At 70.3% G+C, this 22,174-nt stretch carries 20 protein-coding genes, 2 tRNA genes and 1 pseudogene; 11 read left to right on the forward strand and 12 right to left on the reverse strand.

All coding sequences use genetic code 11. The features are described 5' to 3' along the window. Positions 1–89: 89 nt before the first annotated feature. Positions 90–3,929: a multifunctional oxoglutarate decarboxylase/oxoglutarate dehydrogenase thiamine pyrophosphate-binding subunit/dihydrolipoyllysine-residue succinyltransferase subunit gene (locus GA0111570_RS09000; protein ID WP_092609569.1), complete on the forward strand. Its 3,840-nt coding sequence runs from the start codon at positions 90–92 to the stop codon at positions 3,927–3,929. 6 nt (positions 3,930–3,935) lie between these two features. Further along, positions 3,936–4,124: a DUF6104 family protein gene (locus GA0111570_RS09005; RefSeq protein ID WP_092609572.1), complete on the forward strand. Its 189-nt coding sequence runs from the start codon at positions 3,936–3,938 to the stop codon at positions 4,122–4,124. A 98-nt stretch (positions 4,125–4,222) separates the two neighbouring features. Here GA0111570_RS09005 and GA0111570_RS09010 read toward each other — a convergent pair whose 3' ends face one another. Beyond that, on the reverse strand, positions 4,223–4,636 hold the full coding sequence (locus tag GA0111570_RS09010) for a hypothetical protein (protein WP_092609574.1): 414 nt from the start codon (positions 4,634–4,636) through the stop codon (positions 4,223–4,225). A gap of 234 nt (positions 4,637–4,870) precedes the next feature. Here GA0111570_RS09010 and GA0111570_RS09015 point away from each other — a divergent pair, with 234 nt between their 5' ends. Beyond that, complete coding sequence (locus GA0111570_RS09015) at positions 4,871–5,122, forward strand: WhiB family transcriptional regulator (protein ID WP_092609577.1); 252 nt, start codon at positions 4,871–4,873, stop codon at positions 5,120–5,122. A gap of 42 nt (positions 5,123–5,164) precedes the next feature. On the opposite strand, the gene GA0111570_RS09020 is transcribed toward GA0111570_RS09015, so the two are convergent. Beyond that, complete coding sequence (locus tag GA0111570_RS09020; RefSeq protein ID WP_092609580.1) at positions 5,165–6,616, reverse strand: sensor histidine kinase; 1,452 nt, start codon at positions 6,614–6,616, stop codon at positions 5,165–5,167. Between the two features lie 154 nt (positions 6,617–6,770). Between GA0111570_RS09020 and GA0111570_RS18415 the strand changes: the two genes are divergently transcribed. Further along, positions 6,771–6,845, forward strand: coding sequence for a 50S ribosomal protein bL37 (locus tag GA0111570_RS18415; protein ID WP_369797015.1), 75 nt, complete (start codon positions 6,771–6,773; stop codon positions 6,843–6,845). 100 nt (positions 6,846–6,945) lie between these two features. Here the strand turns inward: GA0111570_RS18415 and GA0111570_RS09025 are convergent, their stop codons facing one another. The 3 genes from GA0111570_RS09025 to GA0111570_RS09035 all read right to left on the reverse strand — a co-directional run bounded on the left by GA0111570_RS09025 (position 6,946) and on the right by GA0111570_RS09035 (position 8,868). After that, entirely contained in the window at positions 6,946–7,341 is a 396-nt protein-coding gene (locus tag GA0111570_RS09025) for an anti-sigma factor family protein (RefSeq protein ID WP_425438621.1), read from the reverse strand. Positions 7,342–7,346: 5 nt separating this feature from the next. Beyond that, positions 7,347–8,039, reverse strand: coding sequence for a sigma-70 family RNA polymerase sigma factor (locus tag GA0111570_RS09030; protein WP_092609586.1), 693 nt, complete (start codon positions 8,037–8,039; stop codon positions 7,347–7,349). 109 nt (positions 8,040–8,148) lie between these two features. Then, entirely contained in the window at positions 8,149–8,868 is a 720-nt protein-coding gene (locus GA0111570_RS09035; RefSeq protein WP_092609589.1) for an SOS response-associated peptidase, read from the reverse strand. A 60-nt stretch (positions 8,869–8,928) separates the two neighbouring features. Here GA0111570_RS09035 and GA0111570_RS09040 point away from each other — a divergent pair, with 60 nt between their 5' ends. From GA0111570_RS09040 to GA0111570_RS09055, 4 genes are read left to right on the forward strand one after another with little or no spacing between them, the layout of a single operon-like run. Then, entirely contained in the window at positions 8,929–9,519 is a 591-nt protein-coding gene (locus tag GA0111570_RS09040) for a DoxX family membrane protein (protein WP_139283193.1), read from the forward strand. Between the two features lie 4 nt (positions 9,520–9,523). Further along, positions 9,524–10,906: a 3-phosphoshikimate 1-carboxyvinyltransferase gene (gene aroA / locus GA0111570_RS09045; RefSeq protein ID WP_092609595.1), complete on the forward strand. Its 1,383-nt coding sequence runs from the start codon at positions 9,524–9,526 to the stop codon at positions 10,904–10,906. Continuing rightward, entirely contained in the window at positions 10,903–11,904 is a 1,002-nt protein-coding gene (rsgA, locus tag GA0111570_RS09050) for a ribosome small subunit-dependent GTPase A (protein WP_092609597.1), read from the forward strand. Before aroA ends, rsgA begins: the two co-directional genes overlap by 4 nt. Positions 11,905–11,924: 20 nt before the next feature. Beyond that, positions 11,925–12,725, forward strand: a complete 801-nt coding sequence (locus tag GA0111570_RS09055; RefSeq protein ID WP_092609600.1) for an inositol monophosphatase family protein — start codon at positions 11,925–11,927, stop codon at positions 12,723–12,725. A 38-nt stretch (positions 12,726–12,763) separates the two neighbouring features. On the opposite strand, the gene serA is transcribed toward GA0111570_RS09055, so the two are convergent. From serA to GA0111570_RS09090, 7 genes and pseudogenes are all read right to left on the reverse strand, one after another. Beyond that, positions 12,764–13,960, reverse strand: coding sequence for a phosphoglycerate dehydrogenase (serA, locus tag GA0111570_RS09060; RefSeq protein WP_092609604.1), 1,197 nt, complete (start codon positions 13,958–13,960; stop codon positions 12,764–12,766). A 132-nt stretch (positions 13,961–14,092) separates the two neighbouring features. After that, positions 14,093–14,878: an ABC transporter ATP-binding protein gene (locus GA0111570_RS09065; RefSeq protein ID WP_092609606.1), complete on the reverse strand. Its 786-nt coding sequence runs from the start codon at positions 14,876–14,878 to the stop codon at positions 14,093–14,095. Positions 14,879–14,997: 119 nt separating this feature from the next. After that, a pseudogene (locus GA0111570_RS09070) lies at positions 14,998–15,816 on the reverse strand (ABC transporter ATP-binding protein); the annotation flags it as partial. Beyond that, positions 15,813–16,646, reverse strand: a complete 834-nt coding sequence (locus tag GA0111570_RS09075) for an ABC transporter permease (RefSeq protein WP_092609612.1) — start codon at positions 16,644–16,646, stop codon at positions 15,813–15,815. The pseudogene GA0111570_RS09070 and the gene GA0111570_RS09075, both read right to left, overlap by 4 nt. Next, positions 16,643–17,626, reverse strand: coding sequence for an ABC transporter permease (locus tag GA0111570_RS09080; protein WP_245703101.1), 984 nt, complete (start codon positions 17,624–17,626; stop codon positions 16,643–16,645). Before GA0111570_RS09080 ends, GA0111570_RS09075 begins: the two co-directional genes overlap by 4 nt. Before the next feature lie 4 nt (positions 17,627–17,630). Beyond that, positions 17,631–19,145 carry an ABC transporter substrate-binding protein gene (locus GA0111570_RS09085; protein ID WP_092610202.1) on the reverse strand — a complete coding sequence of 505 codons (1,515 nt, stop codon included), beginning with the start codon at positions 19,143–19,145 and terminating at the stop codon, positions 17,631–17,633. 186 nt (positions 19,146–19,331) lie between these two features. After that, positions 19,332–20,330 carry a P1 family peptidase gene (locus GA0111570_RS09090; RefSeq protein WP_092609618.1) on the reverse strand — a complete coding sequence of 333 codons (999 nt, stop codon included), beginning with the start codon at positions 20,328–20,330 and terminating at the stop codon, positions 19,332–19,334. A 96-nt stretch (positions 20,331–20,426) separates the two neighbouring features. On the opposite strand from GA0111570_RS09090, the gene GA0111570_RS09095 reads away from it, so the two are divergent. The 3 genes from GA0111570_RS09095 to GA0111570_RS09105 all read left to right on the forward strand — a co-directional run bounded on the left by GA0111570_RS09095 (position 20,427) and on the right by GA0111570_RS09105 (position 22,174). Next, positions 20,427–20,503: transfer RNA gene (locus tag GA0111570_RS09095), tRNA-Met, on the forward strand. Between the two features lie 158 nt (positions 20,504–20,661). Continuing rightward, positions 20,662–20,738: transfer RNA gene (locus GA0111570_RS09100), tRNA-Met, on the forward strand. Positions 20,739–20,890: 152 nt separating this feature from the next. Further along, positions 20,891–22,174 carry a M16 family metallopeptidase gene (locus GA0111570_RS09105; protein WP_175557414.1) on the forward strand — a complete coding sequence of 428 codons (1,284 nt, stop codon included), beginning with the start codon at positions 20,891–20,893 and terminating at the stop codon, positions 22,172–22,174.

A 22,174-nucleotide genomic window follows, 5' to 3' on the forward strand; every position in this document is an offset into this window, starting at 1 on the left:
GTGGACGGGTCATCCGGAGTACCCCTCGCAGGACCCGTACGCGGCGTCGTCAGACCAGGTGAACGACCCGCGACCGGAAGAAGGCGACAGTGGCCCCCGCGCCCGAATCAAATTCAACGACCAGCTCTGCAGACTTCGGAGCCAACGACTGGCTCATCGAGGACATGCTCGAACGATTCCGCACCGATCCCCAGTCGGTCGACTCGAGCTGGCAGACCTTCTTCGCGCAGCGGGGCGAAGCCGCCACGAAGGCTCCCGCGGCTCCTGCCACCCCCGCGGCTCCTGCCACCCCCGCGGCTCCTGCCACCCCCGCAGCTCCTGCCACCCCCGCAGCTCCTGCCGCCAGCTCCCCCGCACCGGCCACGGCTCCCTCGACCCCCTCGGCGGCCTCCAGCCCCGAGGCGAACGCGGCCGCCACGATGCCGCGCTCCTCGCGGGTCGAGCAGCCGAACCAGACGCGCTCCGGCCCGCGCCCGGTCCGCGCCGGCCAGGACTCCGGCGTCCCGGCGGACCCGCCGAACCCCTCGCTGCGTCCCGTCACCGGATCTGACGAGCCCGTCCGTACGGTGATGAAGGGTGCGCCGATGCGCACCGCCAAGAACATGGACCTGTCCCTGAGCGTGCCGACGGCCACATCGGTGCGCACGGTCCCGATGAAGCTGGTGATCGACCAGCGCTCCATGGTGAACAACCACCTGCGCCGGGCCCGCGGCGGCAAGGTGAGCTTCACCCACCTGATCGCCTACGCCCTCGTCCAGGCCGCCATCGACGTCCCGGCGATGAACAACGCCTACGAGACCACCGACGGCAAGCCGACGCTGGTACAGCACCCGCACGTGAACCTCGGCCTGGCCATCGACGTGCCCAAGCCCGATGGCAGCCGCCAGCTGCTGGTGCCGAACATCAAGGCCGCCGAGACCCTGACCTTCGCCCAGTTCTGGACCGCTTACGAGCAGTTGGTGCAGAAGGGCCGCACCAACAAGCTCACCGTCGACGACTTCGCGAACACCACGATCTCGCTGACCAACCCCGGACCGATGGGAACCCATCACTCGGTGCCGCGCCTGATGAGCGGCCAGTCGGCCATCATCGGCATGGGCTCGATCGCCTACCCGCCGGAGTTCGAGGGGTCCGACCCGGAGCGCCTGGAGGAGATGGGCGTCGGCAAGATCTGCACGCTGACCTCCACCTACGACCACCGCGTCATCCAGGGCGCCCAGTCCGGTGAGTACCTCAACCGGATCCACCAGCTGCTGCTCGGTGCGGACGACTTCTACGAGAAGATCTTCGCCTCGCTGCGCATCCCGTACGCCCCGTACAAGTGGACCGCCGACCGTGGCCACCAGCACGAGGATGCGATCTCCAAGCAGACCCGCGTGATGGAGCTGATCAACGCCTACCGGGTCAGCGGCCACTTCCTGGCCGACGTGGATCCGCTGGAGTACCACCAGCGCTCGTTCCCCGACCTGCAGCTGGAGTCGCACGGCCTGTCCATCTGGGACCTGGACCGCTCCTTCGCGGTCGGCGGCCTCGGCCCGGACCAGAAGCGCTTCATGAAGCTGCGCGACATCATCATCACGATGCGCGACGCCTACTCCCGCTCGGTCGGCATCGAGTACATGCACCTGCAGTCGCCGGCCCAGCGCCGCTGGATCCAGGACCGAGTGGAGCGCCGCTACACCCAGATCCCCGCCGAGGAGCACCTGCGGATCCTCGACAAGCTGAACGAGGCCGAGCTCTTCGAGACCTTCCTGCAGACCAAGTACGTCGGCCAGAAGCGCTTCTCCCTCGAGGGCGGCGAGTCGACCATCGTGGCGCTGGACGAGATCTGCGACCAGGCTGCGATGGACGGGCTCGACGAGGTCGCGATCGGCATGCCGCACCGTGGCCGGCTGAACGTGCTGACGAACATCGTCGGCAAGTCGTACGGCTCGGTCTTCCGCGAGTTCGACGGCAACCTCGACCCGCGCTCGGTGCAGGGCTCCGGTGACGTCAAGTACCACCTGGGCGCCGAGGGAACCTTCACCGCCCTGGACGGCTCGACCATCCGGGCCTCGGTGGCGGCCAACCCGTCCCACCTGGAGGCCGTCGACCCGGTCCTGGAGGGCATCGCCCGCGCCAAGCAGGACATGCTCGACCGCAGCTACGAGTTCCCGGTCCTGCCGGTGCTGCTGCACGGCGACGCGTCCTTCGCCGGCCAGGGTGTCATCGCCGAGACGTTCCAGATGTCGGAGCTGCGCGGTTTCCGCACCGGCGGCACGATCCACGTCATCGTGAACAACCAGATCGGCTTCACCACCTCGCCCGACTCCAGCCGCTCGACGTTCTACTCCTCCGGCATGGCCAAGGGCTTCGACGTCCCGGTGATCCACGTCAACGGCGACGACCCCGAGGCCGTCGTCCGCGCCTCGCGGTTCGCGTACGAGTTCCGTCGCGAGTTCCAGAAGGACGTCGTGCTGGACATCGTCTGCTACCGCCGCCGCGGTCACAACGAGGGTGACGACCCGAGCTTCACCCAGCCCACGATGTACAAGATGATCGAGAACAAGCGCTCCTCCCGCAAGCTGTACGCCGAGTCGCTGATCGGCCGAGGCCTGATCTCGGTCGAGGACGCCGAGGCGGTGATGGACCGGTTCCACGAGCGCCTCGAGAGCGTGTTCAAGGAGGTCCGCGAGGACACCGGCACCGACAGCGCGTACACGACCACCCCGGACTACCCGGAGAAGTCGGAGTTCGACAAGGCCACCGCGATCAGCCCCGAGGTCCTCAAGCGGATCGCCGACTCGTACGTGGACTACCCGGAGGGCTTCACGCCGCACCGCAAGGTCCGCCCCCAGCTCGAGCGTCGCTCGGCCGCCATCATGCAGGGCCCGATCGACTGGGCGACGGCGGAACTGCTGGCCATCGGCTCGGTGCTGATGGAGGGTCGTACGGTCCGGCTCACCGGCCAGGACACCCGTCGCGGAACCTTCTCGCAGCGCTTCGCCGCGGTGATCGACTCCGAGAACGGTGACGCCTGGGTGCCGCTGAAGCACCTGACCGAGGACCAGGGCAAGTTCCACGTGTTCAACTCGCTGCTCAGCGAGTACGCGGTGATGGGGTTCGAGTACGGCTACTCGGTCGCCCGTCCGGATGCGCTGGTGATGTGGGAGGCCCAGTTCGGTGACTTCGCCGACGGTGGACAGATCATCTCCGACGAGTTCATCGCCTCCGGCGAGACCAAGTGGGGCCAGAAGTCGGGTGTCGTGCTGCTGCTGCCGCACGGTTACGAGGGCCAGGGTGCCGACCACTCCTCCTCGCGGATCGAGCGCTGGCTGCAGATGTGTGCCGACGACAACATGGCCGTGTGCCAGCCGTCGACGCCGGCCAGCTACTTCCACCTGCTGCGCCAGCACGCGCAGGTCGGCTGGCACCGCCCGCTGATCGTGCCGACGCCGAAGTCGATGCTCCGCAACAAGCTGGCGACCTCCATGCCGGAGGACTTCACCGGCGGGAGCTGGCGCCCGTCGCTGCCGGACCCGACGATCACCGATCCCTCCAAGGTCGAGCAGGTCCTGGTCTGCTCGGGCAAGGTGCGGTGGGAACTGGTCGCGGCCCGCGACAAGAAGGGCCTCAACGACAAGGTCGCGATCGTCACCCTCGAGCGGCTCTACCCGCTGTCGACCGACGAGCTGCTGCAGGTCATGGCGCCGTACGCCCACGTGACCGACATCCGTTGGGTGCAGGACGAGCCCGCCAACCAGGGTCCGTGGCCCTTCCTCTTCTACACGCTGCTGCCCGACCTGAAGGCAAAGGCTCCGGACCGCGACTGGGACTCGATCCAGCTGGTGTCGCGCCCGGCCTCCGCCACCACGGCCGTCGGCAGCAAGAAGCGCCACGACGCCGAGGAGCGAGAGCTGATGGATGCGGCCTTCGCTCCGCGTGGATGATCAGTCATGTACTTCACCGACCGAGGGATAGAGGAGCTGGCGGCGCGCCGCGGGGAGGAGGAGGTCTCCTTCGCGTGGCTCGCCGAGCAGCTGCGGTTCTTCGTCGACCTGCACCCTGACTTCGAGACGCCGGTCGAGCGGCTGGCCACCTGGCTGGCACGCCTCGACGACGACGAGGACGCCCAGGACGACTGAGCACCGACCAGTCCGATGGTGGAAGGGCCCGTCCCCCCGGTTCGTGGGGGCGGGCCCTTCCGCATGCCCTGCCGGGCGGCAGGCGCGCTCAGGGGCGTTCAGGGGCGCCCGGCGGCTCCGGTCAGGTGACGGGTGGAGGCGGGGACCAGGACGAGCAGGACGACCGCCAGGGAGGTCAGCCCCAGGAGCAGGGTGACCCAGGTGGTCTGCCCGCCCCGGAAGCTCCAGGCGATCGGCAGGTGGATGATCTCGGCCGCGACCACCGGGCCCCGGGCCAGCAACCGTCCTCCCAGCATCGCCCAGCCACCGAACGCGAGCCCCAGTCCCCACAGGATCAGCAGCAACGCCGTCACGATCCCCGACACCACACGGCCGGCCGCCACCTGGGTGAGCTCGTAGCCCCCGAAGGCGACGAAGCCGAGGGCCTGGACGAGCAGGAGGGCGGCGGCGGCATGCAGCGGGCGGGGTGCCGCGGCCAGTCGCGACCGGAGGGCGGAAGGCAGGGATATCACCGGACCAGACTAGACGTCGCGCAACCGCCTCCGGAAAGTCGTAACGTGATTGTTGCCACAAGGCATGGTCATGTCCAAAGGAAAACCATAGACTACCGTTTGGTTTTTGGCCCCCGACCATCGGGGGCCCGGTACCCCCAGCATCGACCGGTTGGCTCGCGGGTCTTGTCTCGCAGTGGTTTACTTGCGAGGCTTGGGTAGTCCGGTACATCGACCAGGGAGTAGGAAATCGGTATGGATTGGCGCCACGAGGCTGCCTGCCTGGATGAAGATCCGGAGCTGTTCTTCCCCATCGGCAATACCGGTCCGGCACTCCTGCAGATCGAGGAGGCCAAGAAGGTCTGCCAGCGATGCAGCGTCCGGGAGGAGTGCCTCGCGTGGGCACTGGAGGCCGGGCAGGACCATGGCGTCTGGGGCGGCATGAGCGAGGACGAGCGTCGGGCGTTCAAGCGCCGGAAGGCTCGCTCGCGGGTACGGACCGCCTGAGGGGCCGCCTCTCCCCTGCCTGCCACCCCCGTCCCGGGCTCGTCACTCCCTCTCAGGAGCGGGCACCCGCACCACTGCAACGACACCTCCCTCGGGACGCGCGGTCAGCTCGAAGCTGCCGTGCATGTCGGCCACCAGCGTCGTCACGATCCCCAGGCCCAGGCTCGTCGTACGGTTAGGGTCGAAGCCCTCGGGTAGCCCCACGCCCTCGTCGAGGACGCGGACCTCGAGCCGCCCGTCCTCCCGCAGCGGAACGACGCGAACAGTTCCCGGCGAACCGTGGAGTCCGTGCTCGACGGCATTCTGGCACAGCTCCGTGACGACAAGGGACAGGTTCGTGGCGACCACCGGCGAGACCTTGCCGAAGGTCCCCTCGCGGACCACCACCGCGGGGCGTCCCGGGGTGGCGACGTCGCCCACCATCGCCAGGATCTTGTCGGCGACGTCGTCGAACTCCACCACCTCGGCGAACGAGTAGGCCAGCACCTCGTGCACCGCCGCGATCGAGGCCACCCGCGACATGGCCTCGGCCAGGGCCTGCTTGGCCTCGGGTGACTGGACGCGTCGCGCCTGCATGCGCAGCAACGCCGAGACGGTCTGCAGGTTGTTCTTCACCCGGTGATGGATCTCCCGGATGGTCGCGTCCTTGGTGATCAGCTGCTGGTCCAGGCGATGGATCTGGGTGATGTCGCGCAGGACAACACAGGCACCGGCGGACGCGCCGTCGGCATCGTGCAGCGGGATGAACCGGAAGCGCAGGGCGACGTTGGCCACCACCACCTCGCGCTCGGACACCTGAAGGTCGGTCATCAGCCGCAGCACCTCCTCCTCGCCCCCGAACTCCTTGCTGAAGCTCATCGGCGTGGCCGCCACGATGTCGCCCAGGAAACCGGCCCGGCGGTAGGCCGAGACGGCGTTCGGCGTCGCATAGCGGAACTCGCCCCCGGGGCCCAGCCAGAGCAGGCCGTCGCCCACCCGCGGGGACCGGGTGGGGTGGGACCGCGCGCCGGGGAGGGGGAACTCCCCACGGATCAGCATGTCGCGCAACACCTTCGCGATGGCGATGTACGCGTCCTCGAGGGCCCCGTTGGCACGTACGCCCATCTGGTTGGTGTGCTGCTCCAGCACCGCGATGATGCGGCCGCCATGGCGCAGCGGGATCGCGTGCATGTCCACCGGGATGCCGGTGGCGAGCTTGTTGTCACTGGTCTCGCACGGCTCGCCGGCCCAGAAGGCCTGCAGTGCCAGCGAGTCCGGGTCGTAGCGCACCGAGTCCCCGACGACGTCGTCGAGCAGGGCGGTCGGCCCGGTCGTCGGGCGGATCTGCGCGACGGCCCACATCTGGTTCGGGTCGCGGTCCGGCACCCACAGGATCAGGTCGGAGAAGGAGAGGTCGGCCAGCAGGTGCCACTCGTTGACCAATAGCCTCAGCCACTCCACGACCTCTTCGTCGTAGTCGGTATGGGTGGCCAGGAGGGTCGACATCTGTGGCATGGGGGCAGCCTACGCGAGCGGCGGACGACGGGTGGCGCGGAGGTCGCCCAGCGCCGACCGGTGGAGCCGACTTGCGACACCCGGGGTGGTCTGTGCGACAATGACGCGTTGATCTTTGCAGACCAACCTGTCCATCACAACCAGGGAGGCCCTTATGGGTAAGACCGGCCGCAAGCGCCGTGCGCGTCGCAAGAAGGGCGCCAACCACGGCAAGCGTCCCAACGCCTGAGTCCTCAGGCGCCAGGAACCGCAACAGCCCCCGGTGATCGTTTCGATCCCGGGGGCTTCGGCATTCCCGCGCCTGTGTCTTCCCTCGCCTGCGTCGGCGGTCAGTCGCGCTGGTCCTCGGCCCCACCCGGGGTGGCGGGCCCGCGGTAGGTGGCGCGGACCACCGTGCCGGTGAACAGGGTCCGGCGCACCAGCACGCCCGAGGCCGTGGTGGTCGAGATCGTCGTCTGCGTGGTGTTGACCGTCACGGAGGTCTCGCCGGGCCGGTGGCACTGCGCCAGCACCGAGGCCCAGACACGCTCGCGCAGCCCCGCCGGGGCGACGGTGTCCTCGCTGCAGCTGCGGTGCAGCAGCGCCTTGACGGTGCGCTGGACGCGGTACAGGTCGGCACAGCTCGGGCATTGCGCCAGATGGGTCCGGACCTCCTCGGACAGCTGCGGGTCGAGTTCCTCGTCCACGCAGGCGCAGACCAGCTCGCGCGTACGTCCACAGTCCATCTCGCTCACGCCTCCCCCTCCCGTTGGCGTCCGAGCCCACGCTCCTGGGCGACGTCGGCCAGCAGGTCCCGCAACTGCTTGCGGCCCCGGTTGAGCCTGCTCATCACGGTCCCGATCGGGGTGCCCATGATCTCGGCGATCTCCTTGTAGGAGAAGCCCTCCACGTCGGCCAGGTAGACCGCCATCCGGCGCTCGGGGCTCAGCTGGGCCAGTGCATCACTGACCTCCCCGTCGGGGATCTGCTCCAGCGCCTCGGTCTCGGCGGACTTCAGCCCGACCGGGTCGTGCCCGGCGGCCTGGGCGATCTGCCAGTCCTCGATATCCTCGCCGTCGCTGATCTGCGGGCGCCGCTGCTGCTTGCGGTAGCTGTTGATGTAGGTGTTGGTGAGGATCCGGTACAGCCACGCCTTGAGGTTCGTCCCCGGGGTGAACTGCCGGAACGACGCGAAGGCCTTGGCGTACGCCTCCTGGACCACGTCCTCGGCGTCGGCGCGGTTGCGGGTCATCCGCAGCGCAGCACCGTACAGCTGGTCCAGGTAGGGCATCGCGTCCTGCTCGAACCGGGCCGCACGCTCGTCGTCGGTCTCCGACTCCAGGTCCACCGCCACCGCATCGGAGGGGCGCACGTCGAGGGCGCCCTCGGCGGCATCCCCCCAGGACGCCGTGTCGGCGTTGTCGTCGCTGTGAGTCTCGGTCATCAGCAACGAGACTAGCCGCAATCCGTTCCCGGCGGTCGACGACGGAGGTGCTGTCGGGCGATCGAGGATGGCAGTACTCACGTCCGGTGGAACGGTTCGCATCCCCGGTCTATTCCCCGGGCAGGGCGACGGGGTCGACCAGTCCCGGGAAATTGTTGGAGACCTTGCCCACCGCGGCCGCCACCGGGTGGCTGGTGATGTCCTGGCCCGGGTCGGGGACCAGCAGGCCGGCGATCTCCTCCGGATCCTGCAGGTCCCGGTCCAGCCACGCCGCCCAGGCATCGGAGCGTACGGTCATCGGCATCCGGTCGTGGACGTGGCCCAGGGCATCGGTCGCCGCGGTGGTCAGGATGGTGCAGGTGACCACGAACCGGTCGGGGTGGTCCTCCGGCAGTTCGCGGTCCACCCAGGTCTCCCAGAGCCCGGCCATCGCCAGCTGCCGGTTGTCCTGGCGGTGGATGAACCAGGGTTGCTTGCGCTGTCCGAGCTTCTGCCACTCGTAGTAGCCATCAGCCGGCAGCAGGCAGCGGCGGCGCCGGTACGCGGCCCGGAAGGAGGGCTTGTCCGCGGCGGTCTCCCCGCGGGCGTTGATCAGCCGGGCGGCCCCGGCGGTCCCCTCCGCCCAGAAGGGGACCAGGCCCCAGCGCATCGGGACCAGCGACCGTACGCCGGAGGCGCCCTGGGCGGCCCGCCGCTCGACGACGGCGCGGACCACATCGGTCGGTGCCACGTTCCAGGACGGCCCCGGCACCCCGGGCAGCACCTGCTCGACGTCGAACTCCTCCACCAGCTCGTCGACGCTCGAGCCCGACGCATACCGACCGCACATGTCTCCAAGGTAATAGCCCCCGCTGTTGGCCGGTGGGCCGCGAGGCGGTAAGAATGGGGCATGGCACTTTCGCGCGCAGTGGCCCGTACGATGCTGGCGAGTGTTTTCGTCTCGCAGGGCATCAAGGCCGTCACCGATCCCTCCTCCACCCGGGCCCAGGCAGAGATGATGCGCGACCGCATCACTCCCCTGCTCTCGCGCGTGGCCCCCGCCTCCATGGTCGGCATGCTCCCCGAGGACACCCTCGCGTGGTCCCGGCTGCGTGGCATCGCCCAGGTCGTGGCCGCGGCCGGCCTGTCAACCGGTCTGGGTCGGCGCGGGTCGGCGCTGGTGCTGGCCGCCTGCAACGTCCAGGACCTGCTGGCGACCGGACGTCCGGTGCTGCGAAGCCTCACCAGTGCCGACGGCCTGGCGAAGGTCGCCCTGACCGGGGGGCTGCTGCTGGCAGCGCAGGACACCGAGGGCCGACCGGGCCTCGGCTACCGCGCCCACACCGCCTCCGCCCGGGTCCAGAAGAAGGGCAAGAAGGCCCTGAAGTCGCTCGAGCACGCCCAGACCGACGCCCAGAAGGCCTCGGCCAAGGTGCTCCGCACCACCCGCCGGCGCGCTCGCTCTGCCAGCCAGAAGGCGCAGAGTGCTCTTGCATCCTGACCCGATGGACCAGTCACTCACCACCGACGGGTTCTGGGCGGCGCCGAAGCTGAAGTATGCCCTCGACCGCGAGGTCGTCATCCCCGGCTCCAAGTCGGCGACGGCGCGGGCCCTCGTCGTGGCCGCCCTGGCCGACGGGCCCTCGTCCATCACCGGTGGGCTCGACGCCCGCGACACGCTGCTGATGCGCGATGCCCTGCGGGCCCTCGGCGTTCAGATCCACACCAGCTTCCACGCCGACCCCAAGGTGGACGCCACCTTCGGGGCCGGCGCGGACGACGCGCCGCTGACCTCGGCGGTCTGGCGGGTGCGGCCGCCGCTGGAGTTCACCAGCGCCGGTGACATCGACTGCGGACTGGCCGGCACGGTGCTGCGGTTCGTGACACCGATCGCCGCAATGGCCCACGGCCGGACGCGCATCCACGGCGACGAGGCGATGGCGGCCCGCCCGATCCGCCCGCTGCTGGACGCCCTGGTCGACATCGGCGCCGGGATCCCCGACGACGCGTACGGGGTCCCCTTCACCATCACCGGACGCCCCGACCTGCCGGGCGGCCCGGTGATCATCGACTCGAGTTCGTCCAGCCAGTTCGTCTCCGGGCTGCTGCTGAGCGCCGCCCGGTTCCATGACGGCCTGGACCTGCGCCATGTCGGACCGACACTGCCCTCCCTGCCACACATCCAGATGACCGTCGACATCCTGCGCGACCACGGGGTGGTCGTCGAGCAGCCCGACGAGTACCGCTGGGTGGTCGCTCCCGGCCCGATCCGGGCCGGCGACATCGCCATCGAGCCCGACCTCTCGACCGCCGCACCCTTCCTGTGCGCGGCCGTGATCAGCGACGGGACGATCCGGGTACCGCACTGGCCGCTGGAGACCAACCAGCCCGGAGCACTGCTGCTGCCGCTGCTGGAGCAACTGGGGTCCACGGTCGACCTGCGCCCCGACGGTGCCGGCCGCACGGGCACCCTGTCGGTCACCGGCCCGGGCCACTGGGACCTGCCCGGCTTCGACGTCGACCTGTCCGATGCCAGCGAGCTGACCCCGGTGGTCTCGGTGCTGGGCGCACTGGCGAGCGGCCCCAGCAGGATCCGGGGCGTCGGCCACATCCGCGGGCACGAGACCGACCGGCTCCAGGCCCTGGAGGACAACTTCCGCGGCCTCGGTGCCAAGGTCGACCAGACCGAGGACGGCCTGGTCTTCCGGCCCTCGATCATGCACGGCGGCCCCTGGGGCGCGTACGCCGACCATCGCCTGGCCCAGGCCGGGGCCCTGCTGGGGCTCGTGGTCTCGGGCGTGATGGTCGACGACATCGTCTGCACCTCCAAGACGATGCCCAGCTTCCCGGCCGCCTGGCAGTCCCTCGCGACCGGGACCGGCCGGTGACGCCACGCTACGGCGTCCGCGCCGACGAGCACGCCGGGTTCGAGCGGCCCGGACGCCGTAGCCGGCCACGGACCAAGGACCGGCCGAACTACGCCGACAAGCCCATCGGCCTGGTGATCGGGATGGATCGGGGCCGCTTCACCTGCCTGGTGGAGGACGCGGACTCCACCGCCGTGGTCGCGACCAAGGCACGAGTGCTGGGCCGCAAGGGCGTGATCATCGGTGACCGCGTCCACCTGGACGGCGACGTCTCCGGCGACGAGGGAACCCTGGCCCGGATCGTCGACGTGCAGGAGCGCACCAGCGTGCTGCGGCGCACCGCCGACGACGACGACCCGTACGAGCGGCCGATCGTGGCGAACGCCGACCAGTTGGTGATCGTCACCGCCCTGGCCGATCCGCCGCCCCGACCGGGCATGATCGACCGGATCCTGGTGGCCGGCTACGACGCCGGCCTGGAGCCCCTGCTCTGCCTCACCAAGGCCGACCTCGCCTCCCCCGACGAGCTCCGGGAGGCGTACGAGCCGCTCGGCGTCCGGGTGGTGGTGATCGACCCGGAGGCCGACCTGGCCCCGATCCGCGAGCTGCTGACGGGCCGGATGAGCGTTCTGGTCGGGCACTCCGGTGTGGGCAAGTCCACGCTGGTCAACCGGCTGATCCCCGAGGCGCTCCGCTCCACCGGGGTGGTCAACGCGGTCACCGGCCGTGGTCGGCACACCTCCACCTCCGCGGTGGCCCTGGAGCTGCCCGAGCACGCCGGCTGGGTGATCGACACCCCGGGCGTACGATCCTTCGGGTTGTCGCACGTCAAGCCGGCCGAGATCATCCACGCCTTCCCCGACCTCGCTGCGCAGACCGATTCCTGCCCCCGGGGCTGCACGCACGAGACCGGAGCGGTCGGCTGCGGGCTGGACGCCGCCGTGGCCGCGGGCGAGGTGTCCGCGGACCGGGTCACCTCCTACCGACGCATGGTGGCCAACCGGCACGACTGGGAGTGAGGGCCCACTAGGCTGCTGACATGAGCGAGTCGGCCGAGCAGACCTTCCCCGTCGATGACGACCTCGGAGTCGCGTTGCTCCTGGCGGATGCCGCCGACAAGATCTCGCTGGCGCGGTTCCGCGCCCTCGACCTGGAGATCTCCACCAAGCCCGACCTGACCCCGGTCAGTGATGCCGACCTGGCCGTCGAGGACGAGTTGCGCGCGCTGCTGTCCGGACTGCGTCCCGACGATGCCGTGCACGGTGAGGAGCGCGCCGACTCGGGCGACTCCTCCCGGCGCTGGGTCATCGACCCGATCGACGGCACCAAGAACTACGTCCGGGGTGTCCCGGTCTGGGCCACGCTGATCGCCCTGATGGACGGCCCCGACGTCGTGGCTGCGGTGGTGAGCGCCCCCGCGCTGGGCCGTCGCTGGTGGGCGGGGCTCGGCCGGGGTGCCTGGCTGCGCGTGGTCGGTGGCCACGCCGCCCCGCTGCACGTCTCCGCGGTGGCGGACCTGGCCGACGCCTCGCTGTCCTGCTCGTCGTTGGGCGGCTGGTACGACCTCGGCCTGGGCGAGCGGTTCGTCGCCCTGAGCCGGCAGATCTGGCGGACCCGCGGGTTCGGCGACTTCTGGTCGTACATGCTGGTCGCCGAGGGTGCGGTGGACCTGGCCGCGGAGCCGGACCTGGAGTTGCACGACATGGCGGCGTGCAGCCTGGTGGTCACCGAGGCGGGCGGCCGGTTCAGCAACCTGAACGGCGAGGACGGCCCCGTGGGCCGCAGCGCCGTCGCCTCCAACGGGCTGCTCCACGAGGCCGTCCTCGCCCACTTCAGCTGACCACTCCCTGGTGCCTCAGCCGCGAGTTCCCTGACGCCTCATCCGATCGTGGCGAGCCGGAGCGTCTCCGGCATGGCGAGCAGCTCGTCGATCAGCGGACGGTCCAGCGGGGCGAGGGTGTCGGTCACCACGTAGCCCAGCTCGCCGCGGGTGGACAGCTGCTGGCGCTCGATGTTGACGTTGTGGCGGCCCAGCACGCCGTTCACGGTGGCCAGCACGCCCGGGACGTTGCGGTGCAGGTGCAGCAGGCGGGCCTGGCCGACGTGGCTGTCGACGTGCAGTTCGGGCATGTTGACCGACATGTTGGTCGAGCCCGAGCGGACGTAGTCCAGGATCTTGCCCGAGACGAAGTGCCCGATGTCCTCCTGGGCCTCCTGGGTCGAACCCCCCACGTGCGGGGTCAGGATGACGTTCGGCAGCCCCTGCAGCACGGAGTGGAACGGCTCGGCGTTGGTCTTCGGCTCCTCGGGGAACACGTCGACCGCAGCACCGGCAATGTGGCCCGAGACCAGGTTGTCGCGCAGGGCGTCCAGGTCGACGACGAACCCCCGGCACAGGTTCAGGAACAGCGCACGGTCGCGCATCATCGCGAACTCGTCGGCACCGAACAGGTTCGCGTTGTCCTCACGGCCGTCGACGTGCAGGCTGATCACCTCGGCGGTCTCCAGCAGCTGCTGCAGCGAGGTGCACTTGTGCGCATTGCCCAGGGCCAGACGGTCCACGATGTCGTAGAAGTAGACCTGCATGCCCATCGCCTCGGCGATCACCGACAGCTGCGAGCCGATGTTGCCGTACCCGACGATGCCGAGCTTGCGGCCACGGATCTCGTGGGAGCCCTTGGCCGACTTCAACCATTCACCGCGGTGCAGCTCGCTGCTGCGATCGGTCAGGTGCCTGGCCATCGCGATGATCTCGGCGATCGCCAGCTCGACCACCGAGCGGGTGTTCGAGTAGGGCGCGTTGAAGACGGCGGTGGCCGTCTCGGCTGCGGCCTTCAGGTCGATCTGGTTCGTGCCGATGCAGAACGCGCCGATGACCATCAGGTCGGGGCGGGCCTCCAGCACCCGGCGGGTGACCTGGGTCTTGGACCGGATCCCGAGGACGTCGACGCCGTCGAGGGCCTCGATCAGCTCGTCCTCGTCCATGGCGCCCTTTTCGAGGCGTACGTCCATGCCGAAGGCCTCGAGGGCCTGGAGTGCTGACGGGTGGATGTTCTCAAGGAGTAGTGCCTTCACCCCAAGGAGTCTAGGCAGCGGCCGCCGAATCCTCGACCGATTGGCCATATCAGGATCGCATGGCCTCCTGTGCCCGGCCCCGGCTCCGCACAGGCCCATCGACTCCTCAGGCGACGGCCGCACGGAAGACGCTCACGGCAGCGGGAGCCGCGGTACCGCCGCGAGCAGGGTCCGGGTGTACGCGTCCCGGGGGGCGGACCAGACCTGCTCGACGGTCCCCGTCTCGACCACCCGGCCCGAACTCATCACGGCCACCCGATCGCACAGGTGCCGGACGACGGCGAGGTCGTGGCTGACCAGGACCAGCGTCAGGCCCTCGGAGGCCACCAGGTCGGCGAGCAGGTTGAGCACCTGTGCCCGGACCGAGACGTCGAGCGCCGAGACCGGTTCGTCGGCGACCAGGACCTGGGGGCGCGGGGCCAGGGCCCGGGCGATCGCGATCCGCTGCCGCTGGCCACCGGAGAACTCGTGGGGGAACCTGCGCGCATCGGCCGGGTCCAGCCCGACCTGCGCCATCACCTCCTCCAGCCGCGCCCGGGTGTCGGCGGGTACGCCCGCACGGCGGCGGAGCAAAGGGGAGCGCAGCGGTTCGGTGATGCTGGCGCCGACGGTCATTCGCGGATCGAGGGAGGAGCGGGGGTCCTGGAAGACCATCTGGACGGAGGCGCGCAGGAAGCCGAGGCGGCGCTCGGGCAGCCCGGAGATCTCGGTGTCCCGGAAGCGGATGCTGCCGGCGGTGGGGCGATCGAGCGCTGCCATCATCCGGACCAGCGTGGACTTGCCGGAGCCGGACTCCCCCACGATCCCGAGGCGTTCGCCGGCGGCCAGGTCGAGCGAGACGTGGTCGACGGCCGGCCGGGCCGCGTGCCCGTACCGTCGCACGACGTCCCGGACCTGGTACAGCGGCTGCTCGCTCATGCCCCTCCTCCCGGACGTCCCGGCACCCGGGCACGGTGCTCCCAGCTGACGGGGACCTCGCGGAGTCCCTGCACCGGGATGCTGCGGTCGAAGTGGTCGGCGACCGTGGGCAGGCGCTCCCCCGGCCGGGCCAGCTCCAGCCGGGACGTGGCGACCAGTCCCTTGGTGTACGGGTGCCACGGATCCGCGAGGACCTCCCGGATCGGGCCCGCCTCCACGACGTGGCCCTCGAGCATCACCATTGCCACGTCCACCACGCCGGCCAGAACGGCCAGGTCGTGGGTGATGAACAGGGTGGCCGCGGACCGCTGGGTGAAGTGGCGGTCCAGCACCTGAAGGACCTTGGCCTGGGCGGTGACGTCCAGCGCGGTGGTCGGTTCGTCACAGATCGTCAGGACCGGGTCGTTCACCAGGGCCATCGCGATCAGGACGCGTTGGCGCTGTCCACCGGAGAGCTGGTGGGGGTAGCTGTCGGCGATCCGTCCGACCTCCGGCAGGTCCACCTCGCGCAGCATCTCCAGCACACGGGACCGGGAGCCGCCGGGGATCCGGTGGCCGTGCAGCCCGAGCAGCTCGCCTACCTGGCGACCCACCTTCATGGTCGGGTCCAGGGCGGTCATCGGCTCCTGGAAAATCATCGAGTACGCATCCCCGCGCAGGGCGGCCAACTGCTTCTCGGTGGCGGTGGTGACCTCCAGTTGCCGCCCGGTAGGGCCGTCACCGTCCGGTACGGCCAGCCGGATGCTCCCCGTCACGGCGGCCGTCTCGGACAGCAGACCGAGGACGGCCAGGGCCGTCACCGACTTCCCGGAGCCGGACTCGCCGATCAGGCCGACGCGCTGGCCGGGGGCGATGCTGAACGAGATCCCGTGCAACACCTCCCGGCGCGGTCGGCCGAAGGAGACCCGCAGGTCGCTGACCTGCAGCAGCGGGGTCATTGGACGCTCTCCCGCAGCCGCGGATCGAGCAGGTCCCGCAGTCCGTCACCCAGCAGGTTGAAGCCCAGGACGGCCAGCCCGATGGCCAGGCCGGGCCAGACCGCCAGCAGCGGGTCGGACCAGGCGTACGGCTGGGCCTCGTTCAGCATCCGGCCCCAGGTCGGGGTAGGCAGCGGGGTGGACAGTCCCAGGTAGCTGAGCGCCGCCTCGGACAGGATCGACATGCCGAACGCCAGTGACGCCTGAACGGCGACCACGGGTGCGATGTTGGGCAGGACGTGCCGCACGGCGATGCCGAATCGGCCGATGCCCGCCCCCCGGGCCGCGGTGACGAAGTCGGAGACGCTGACCTGCAGGGTGGCCGCCCGGGCCACGCGCAGGAACGGGGGGATGTTGGCCACCCCGATCGCGATCATGGCGGTCGCCGTCGAGCCACCCAGGACCGCTGCCAGCAGGATGGCCAGCAGCATCGCCGGGAAGGCGTACAGGATGTCGTTGCCGCGCATCACGACGTCTGCGACCAGCCGGGGCCACCGCTCCGCCTTCGCCGCCGTGCCGGCGAGGATCCCGAGCGGTACGCCGACCAGGGCGGCGATCGCCACCGCGACCACCCCGACGAGCACCGCGATCCGGGCGCCCACCATGATCCGGGAGAGCAGGTCGATGCCATAGCCGTCGGTGCCCAGCCAGTGGCCCGGTCCCGGTCCCATCAGCCGGTTGGCCGGTACCACGGCGAGCGGGTCGTACGGGGTCCAGGCCAGGGAGAGCAGGGCGGTCAGCACGGTGCCGGCGACCAGGACCAGGCCGATGACCAGGGCGGCACGCTTCACCGGACCTGCCCCCGCTCGATCCGCAGCCGGGGATCCAGCAGCGCGTACGACATGTCCACCAGGGCGTTGATCGCCAGGACCGCGACGACCAGCAGGAGCACGACACCCTGGACCACCATCAGGTCCCGCTGGGCCACGGCGTCCAGCAGGAGCCGGCCCAGGCCCGGTAGGGCGAAGACGGACTCGATGATGATCGCCCCGGCCAGCAGGGTGGCCAGCTGGAGGCCCACCACCGTGACCACCGAGAGCGACATGTTCCGCAGTCCGTGGCGCAGCAGGGCCTGGACTGTCCGCCAGCCGCCGGCGCGGGCGGTCCGGTAGTAGTCCTCGTGCAGCACCTCGACGGTCGCGGATCGTACGTAGCGGGCCAGCACCGCCGACTGCACCGCGGACAGGGCGACGACGGGCAGTACCAGGTGGCGGGCCCAGGGACCGAACCCGGCCGAGAGGGGGACGTAGCCGTTGGCCGGGAACCACCCCAACTGGACGGCGAAGACCAGCGAGGCCAGGATCCCGAGCCAGAAGCTGGGGACGGCCAGGCCGACCTGGCTCAGGGCCGACGCGAGGAAGCCGTCTGCGTGGCGCCGCCGGACGGCGGCCCACATTCCCAGCGGGACCGCCACCAGCAGGGCGAGCACCATGGCCAGGCCGACCAGCCAGGAGGTAACGCCGAGGCGGGGCAGTACTTGGTCGAGCACCGGCTGGCCGGTCAGGTAGGACCGGCCCAGGTCGAACCGCAGCAGTCCCGCGAACCAGGCGCCGTAGCGGACAGGCCACGGTCGGTCCAGACCGAACTCCTGCTCCAGGCGGGCCACCGCCTCGGGGGTGGCCTGGACGCCGAGGACGACCTGTGCGACGTTGCCGGGCAGGGCCGAGGCGACCAGGAAGACCAGTAGGGAGGCCACCACGACACTGGCCACGAACACTCCGAGCCGCTGCAGCAGGCGCAGCGGCACGGAGAGGGGAACGCGAGGGGGCACCCCGTTAGCTTCCCACCGATGCCTTGGTCACGTCGAAACTGAGCGACGTGGCGTTGGCGTTGATGCCGCTCACATTGGGGGTCGTGACGACCAGGTTGGGGAGCAGGAACAGCCAGTCGGCGGCCGCGTCCCGGGACAGCACCCGGGCGGCCACGCGCTGGTCGTCGATGTACTCCTGCGGGGTGCCGGCGTCCGCGGCGGCCATCAGCCGGCGGAACTCGGCGGAGTCGTAGTGCCAGTAGTACTCGGGATCGGCGAAGTTGACCATGTCGCGGGGCTCGACGTGCGCGACGATGGTCAGGTCGTAGTCGCTCTGGCGCATCACGACGTCGATCCAGCGGGCCGGGAACTCCAGCTCGTCGATCACCACGGTGACCCCGACGGCCGCGAGCTGGCTCTGGATGAACTGGCCGGCGCCCTTGGCGTACGCCAGGGTGGGCAGCCGCATCCGCAGGGTCAGGCCACTCTCGTAGCCGGCTTCCTTGAGCAGCTGCTTGGCCTTGGCCGGATCGTACGGATACGCGCCACTGAGGTCCTCGTACCACGGGTCGGTCGGCGGGACCATCGAACCGATCAGCGTGCCCTTGCCGGCCCAGACCGAGTCGAGGAGGGCCTTGCGGTCGATCGCGTACGTGAGCGCCTGGCGCACCCGCGGGTCGGAGAGCGCCTTGTTGCGGTTGTTCATCCCGAGCACGACCTCGCCGTTGGTGGTGCCCTGGAGCACTGTGTACTTCTCGGGGTCGGAGAACCGGTCGAGGGCCTGCGGCGCCTGGACGTTGGAGATCACGTTGAGGTCGCCGGAGAGCATGGCGGAGTTCATCGCGGTGGCGTCGGAGAAGTAGCGGAAGGTGACGTTCTCCACCCGCGGCGGCGTGGCCCAGTACTTCGGGTTGCGGGCCAGGACCACCTGCGACCCCTTGGTCCACTCATTCACCAGGTACGGACCCGAACCGGCCGGCGTGGCCGCCAGGTCACCGGCAGCCTGGGAATCGATCACGATCCCGGCGGTGGAACTCATGTTCCACAGCCAGCTGTTGGACGGACGCTTCAGGCTGACGACCAGGGTAGAGGGGTCCTTCGCCTGCACGTCCTGCACCACCGCCATCTGGGTCCGCAGGACCGAGCTGGTGTCCGGTGACTTGATCCGGTCGAAGCTCCACTTCACGTCCGTGGCGGTCAGGCGACGCCCGGAGGCGAAGGTTGCCGCCGGGTCGAGTCGGAAGGTGTACGTACGACGGTCGGGGCTGACCTGCCACTCCTGGGCGAGGAGCCCGTGCAGGTTGCCGCTGCTGTCGACGCGCACCAGGGTCTCGTACACGTTGTACAGGAGCACCTGCGGGATCGCGGCCGCATTGTTCTTCGTAGGATCCAGGGTCGGCGGCTCGGCCGTCGCCCCGATCACCAGACTGTTGGCCGGGACGTGGCCCCCCGAGGTGTCCTTCGCCTGTCCGGAACACCCGGCCAGCACGAGCGCCAGTCCGGTCACCCATGCCACGACAAACCCCAGCCGACGACGCATGCCCACCTCTACCTCCGGTCCCGGGACCTCCGAGTACCGGGGACATCTTCCCACGCGCAGACGTCCGTCCGCGTGACGAACCAGACGGGTGACTCCCGTGGCGCGACGTTGCCACGCCGGCCGGGATCCCGCGGACGATGCGCGACGGGCCCAGCCGCGAACCGCTCCTGTCGCTCCGGGACTGTGTCAGCGGACTCCGTGGACGAGGTCGGCGTACGCCCGCCAGTCCCCGACCGACTCGGCCGACAGCACCGCGGCCAGGCAGGCCTCGGCCACCATGTCCGCGGCGGCGGCAAGCAACTCGTACAGCTGCATCCGGCGGGACAGGTCGTCGACGCCGAGCGGCTCCCGACCGGAGGCCAGGCAGAAGATCGTGTCGCCGTCGAACATCGAGTGCACCGGCCGGATGGCCCGGGCCAGCCCGTCGTGGCCGACCTGGGCCAGCTTCGTGGCCTGGGGCTTCGTCAGCACCGCATCGGTCAGCACGACGCCGATGGTGGTGTTCAGGGGCGGGATGTGTCGCCGCCGCTCCTCGACCAGGACCGCGACCTCGGCAGCCGTGGGCGTCGGCAGCCGACGGGCCGTGTCGGCCCACAGCCGGCCGGATGGGTCCGCAGCGGAACCGACCGAGTTGACCACCATCGCCGCCGCGACCCGGTGCGGACCCACGACAGTCTCGGCATAGCCGAAGCCGCCCTTCAGCCCTCCGGAGGCCGCTCCGGTGCCGCCACCGACGTTCCCCATCGCCGGGATCGGCTCCCCTGTGGCCGCCGCCCGCTCGGCGGCCGCCACGGCGGCCCGCCCGAATCCGTCGTCCGGGCGGTGCGAGATGTCCCCACCCCGGCCCAGGTCGAAGACCACCGCGGCGGGGACGATCGGCACGACAGCAGTTCGCTGGGGCCCCCCGATGATCCGGACGGGGTAGCCGATCCCCCGCTCCTCCAGGGCCTGCATCACCCCGTCGGCGGCGGCCAGGCCGTAGGCGCTTCCACCGGTGAGGACCACGGCGTGGACCTGCTCCATCGAGGCCACCGGCGAGAGCAGGTCGGTCTCACGGGTGCCCGGGCCGCCGCCGCGCACGTCCACGCCACCGACCGCTCCCGCACCGGCGAGGACGACAGTGGTCCCGGTCAGCCATCCCTCGCCTGCTGCCGTGTGGTGCCCGATGGAGAAGCCTGGGATCATGAGTCCACGCTAGGGCCGGCGACCCCGCCATGGGGCCCGCGGGGCTCGATTTGCATTCCCTCCGAGCGCCGGACTATAGTTTCATCTTGTCGCCGACGCGGGGTGGAGCAGCTCGGTAGCTCGCTGGGCTCATAACCCAGAGGTCGCAGGTTCAAATCCTGCCCCCGCCACCAAGGCGGTTGCGACACCGCACAGTCAGGGCCGGTTCCTTCGGGAGCCGGCCCTGACTGCTTTGTTCCGGGCCCAGCCCCTCCCGCCGCCTGACCGTCCACCGCCGCCCGAGCGGTAAGGGGGCCGCCCGATCTGGGCTATAGTCTCCTCTTGTCGCCGACGCGGGGTGGAGCAGCTCGGTAGCTCGCTGGGCTCATAACCCAGAGGTCGCAGGTTCAAATCCTGCCCCCGCCACCAAGGCGGTTGCGACACCGCACAGTCAGGGCCGGTTCCTTCGGAGCCGGCCCTGACGCATGAAAAGGGCAGCGGGCATGGCTCGAGGGCCGCCACGGGAAGAACATTCGCCAACCTCTGCCACGGAATGGCGCGGATGTGGTGGGATGCAGGGTATGGCCAGACCCTCCGTGCACCTCGACTACCCGGTCCACGAGCGCACGCTGGACAACGGTCTAAGGGTCGTCGTCAGCCCCGACCCGGCCACTCCCTCGGTCGCCGTCAACATCTGGTACGACGTCGGCTCGCGCCACGAGGTCAGCCGACGCACCGGTTTCGCGCACCTGTTCGAGCACCTGATGTTCCAGGGCTCGGCGCACGTGGAACCGGCCCAGCACATCGCGATCCTGGAGGCGGCCGGCGCGCGGGCCAACGCCACCACGTCCTTCGACCGGACGAACTACTACGAGAGCGGGCCCGCCGGGCTGCTCGACCTGGCCCTCTGGCTCGAGGCCGACCGCCTCGGGACGCTGCCCACCGCGCTCGACCAGGCGAACCTGGACAACCAGCGCGAGGTGGTCAAGGAGGAGAAGCGCCAGCGGTACGACAACGTGCCGTACGGGGACACCCTCCAGCACCTGCTCGCCTTGGCGTTCCCGGCCGGGCACCCGTACTCGCACCCGACCATCGGCTCGATGGAGGACCTCGACGCGGCATCCCTGGACGATGTCCGTACCTTCTTCGAGACCCACTACATGCCGAACAACGCGGTGCTCACGATCGTCGGCGACGTCACCCCCGACCAGGCCTGGGCCCGTGCCGAGCGGTACTTCTCCCCCATCGCGGCCCGCACCCAGCCGCCGCGGCGTACGACCCCGCCCCTGCCGGCACTGACCGGCAGTCCGCGGACCGAGCTGGAGCAGCCGGTCCCCTCCGATGCGGTGTACCTGTGCTGGCGGCTGCCGGCCATGGACAGCCGGGCGTACGATGCGCTGCGGTTGGCCTTCGACGTGCTCGGCGACGGGCAGACCTCCCGGCTCTACCGGGCCCTGGTCCGAGACAGCGACCTGGCCGAGTCTGCCGACAGCGGCACCCTCGGCCTGATCGACGGAACGTCGTTGGGCTTCGTCGTAGCCCGCGCGCGCGACGAGACCACCGCCGAGCAGCTGGAAGCTGCCCTGCGCGAGCATGTCGCCCTCTTCCTGGCCGAGGGCCCGACCGCCGATGAGCTCACCCGGGCCCGGGCCCAGCACGAGCGCGTGACACTGCAGAACCTGGCTGCCCTCGCCAACCGGGCCGACCTGCTGTCGGGCTACACCGTGCTCTGCGACAACCCGGAGCTGGTCAACCAGCGCCTGGCACAGGTGCTGGGCCTGACGGACACCGACGTGGTCCTCACCTCGCAGTACCTGCTCCGACTGGAGAACTGCGCCACCCTCGTCTACCACTCGACCCTCTGA

The organism is Raineyella antarctica (assembly GCF_900092135.1).
Taxonomy (GTDB): domain Bacteria; phylum Actinomycetota; class Actinomycetes; order Propionibacteriales; family Propionibacteriaceae; genus Raineyella; species Raineyella antarctica.

Coding starts and splice junctions, on each gene's coding strand:
- GA0111570_RS09005 (WP_092609572.1), top strand. CDS start 3,936: ATGTACTTCACCGACCGAGGGATAGAGGAGCTGGCGGCGCGCCGCGGG.
- GA0111570_RS09015 (WP_092609577.1), top strand. CDS start 4,871: ATGGATTGGCGCCACGAGGCTGCCTGCCTGGATGAAGATCCGGAGCTG.
- GA0111570_RS09020 (WP_092609580.1), bottom strand. CDS start 6,616: ATGCCACAGATGTCGACCCTCCTGGCCACCCATACCGACTACGACGAA.
- GA0111570_RS09025 (WP_425438621.1), bottom strand. CDS start 7,341: ATGGACTGTGGACGTACGCGCGAGCTGGTCTGCGCCTGCGTGGACGAG.
- GA0111570_RS09030 (WP_092609586.1), bottom strand. CDS start 8,039: ATGACCGAGACTCACAGCGACGACAACGCCGACACGGCGTCCTGGGGG.
- GA0111570_RS09035 (WP_092609589.1), bottom strand. CDS start 8,868: ATGTGCGGTCGGTATGCGTCGGGCTCGAGCGTCGACGAGCTGGTGGAG.
- GA0111570_RS09040 (WP_139283193.1), top strand. CDS start 8,929: ATGGCACTTTCGCGCGCAGTGGCCCGTACGATGCTGGCGAGTGTTTTC.
- aroA (WP_092609595.1), top strand. CDS start 9,524: ATGGACCAGTCACTCACCACCGACGGGTTCTGGGCGGCGCCGAAGCTG.
- GA0111570_RS09055 (WP_092609600.1), top strand. CDS start 11,925: ATGAGCGAGTCGGCCGAGCAGACCTTCCCCGTCGATGACGACCTCGGA.
- GA0111570_RS09065 (WP_092609606.1), bottom strand. CDS start 14,878: ATGAGCGAGCAGCCGCTGTACCAGGTCCGGGACGTCGTGCGACGGTAC.
- GA0111570_RS09085 (WP_092610202.1), bottom strand. CDS start 19,145: ATGCGTCGTCGGCTGGGGTTTGTCGTGGCATGGGTGACCGGACTGGCG.
- GA0111570_RS09090 (WP_092609618.1), bottom strand. CDS start 20,330: ATGATCCCAGGCTTCTCCATCGGGCACCACACGGCAGCAGGCGAGGGA.
- GA0111570_RS09105 (WP_175557414.1), top strand. CDS start 20,891: ATGGCCAGACCCTCCGTGCACCTCGACTACCCGGTCCACGAGCGCACG.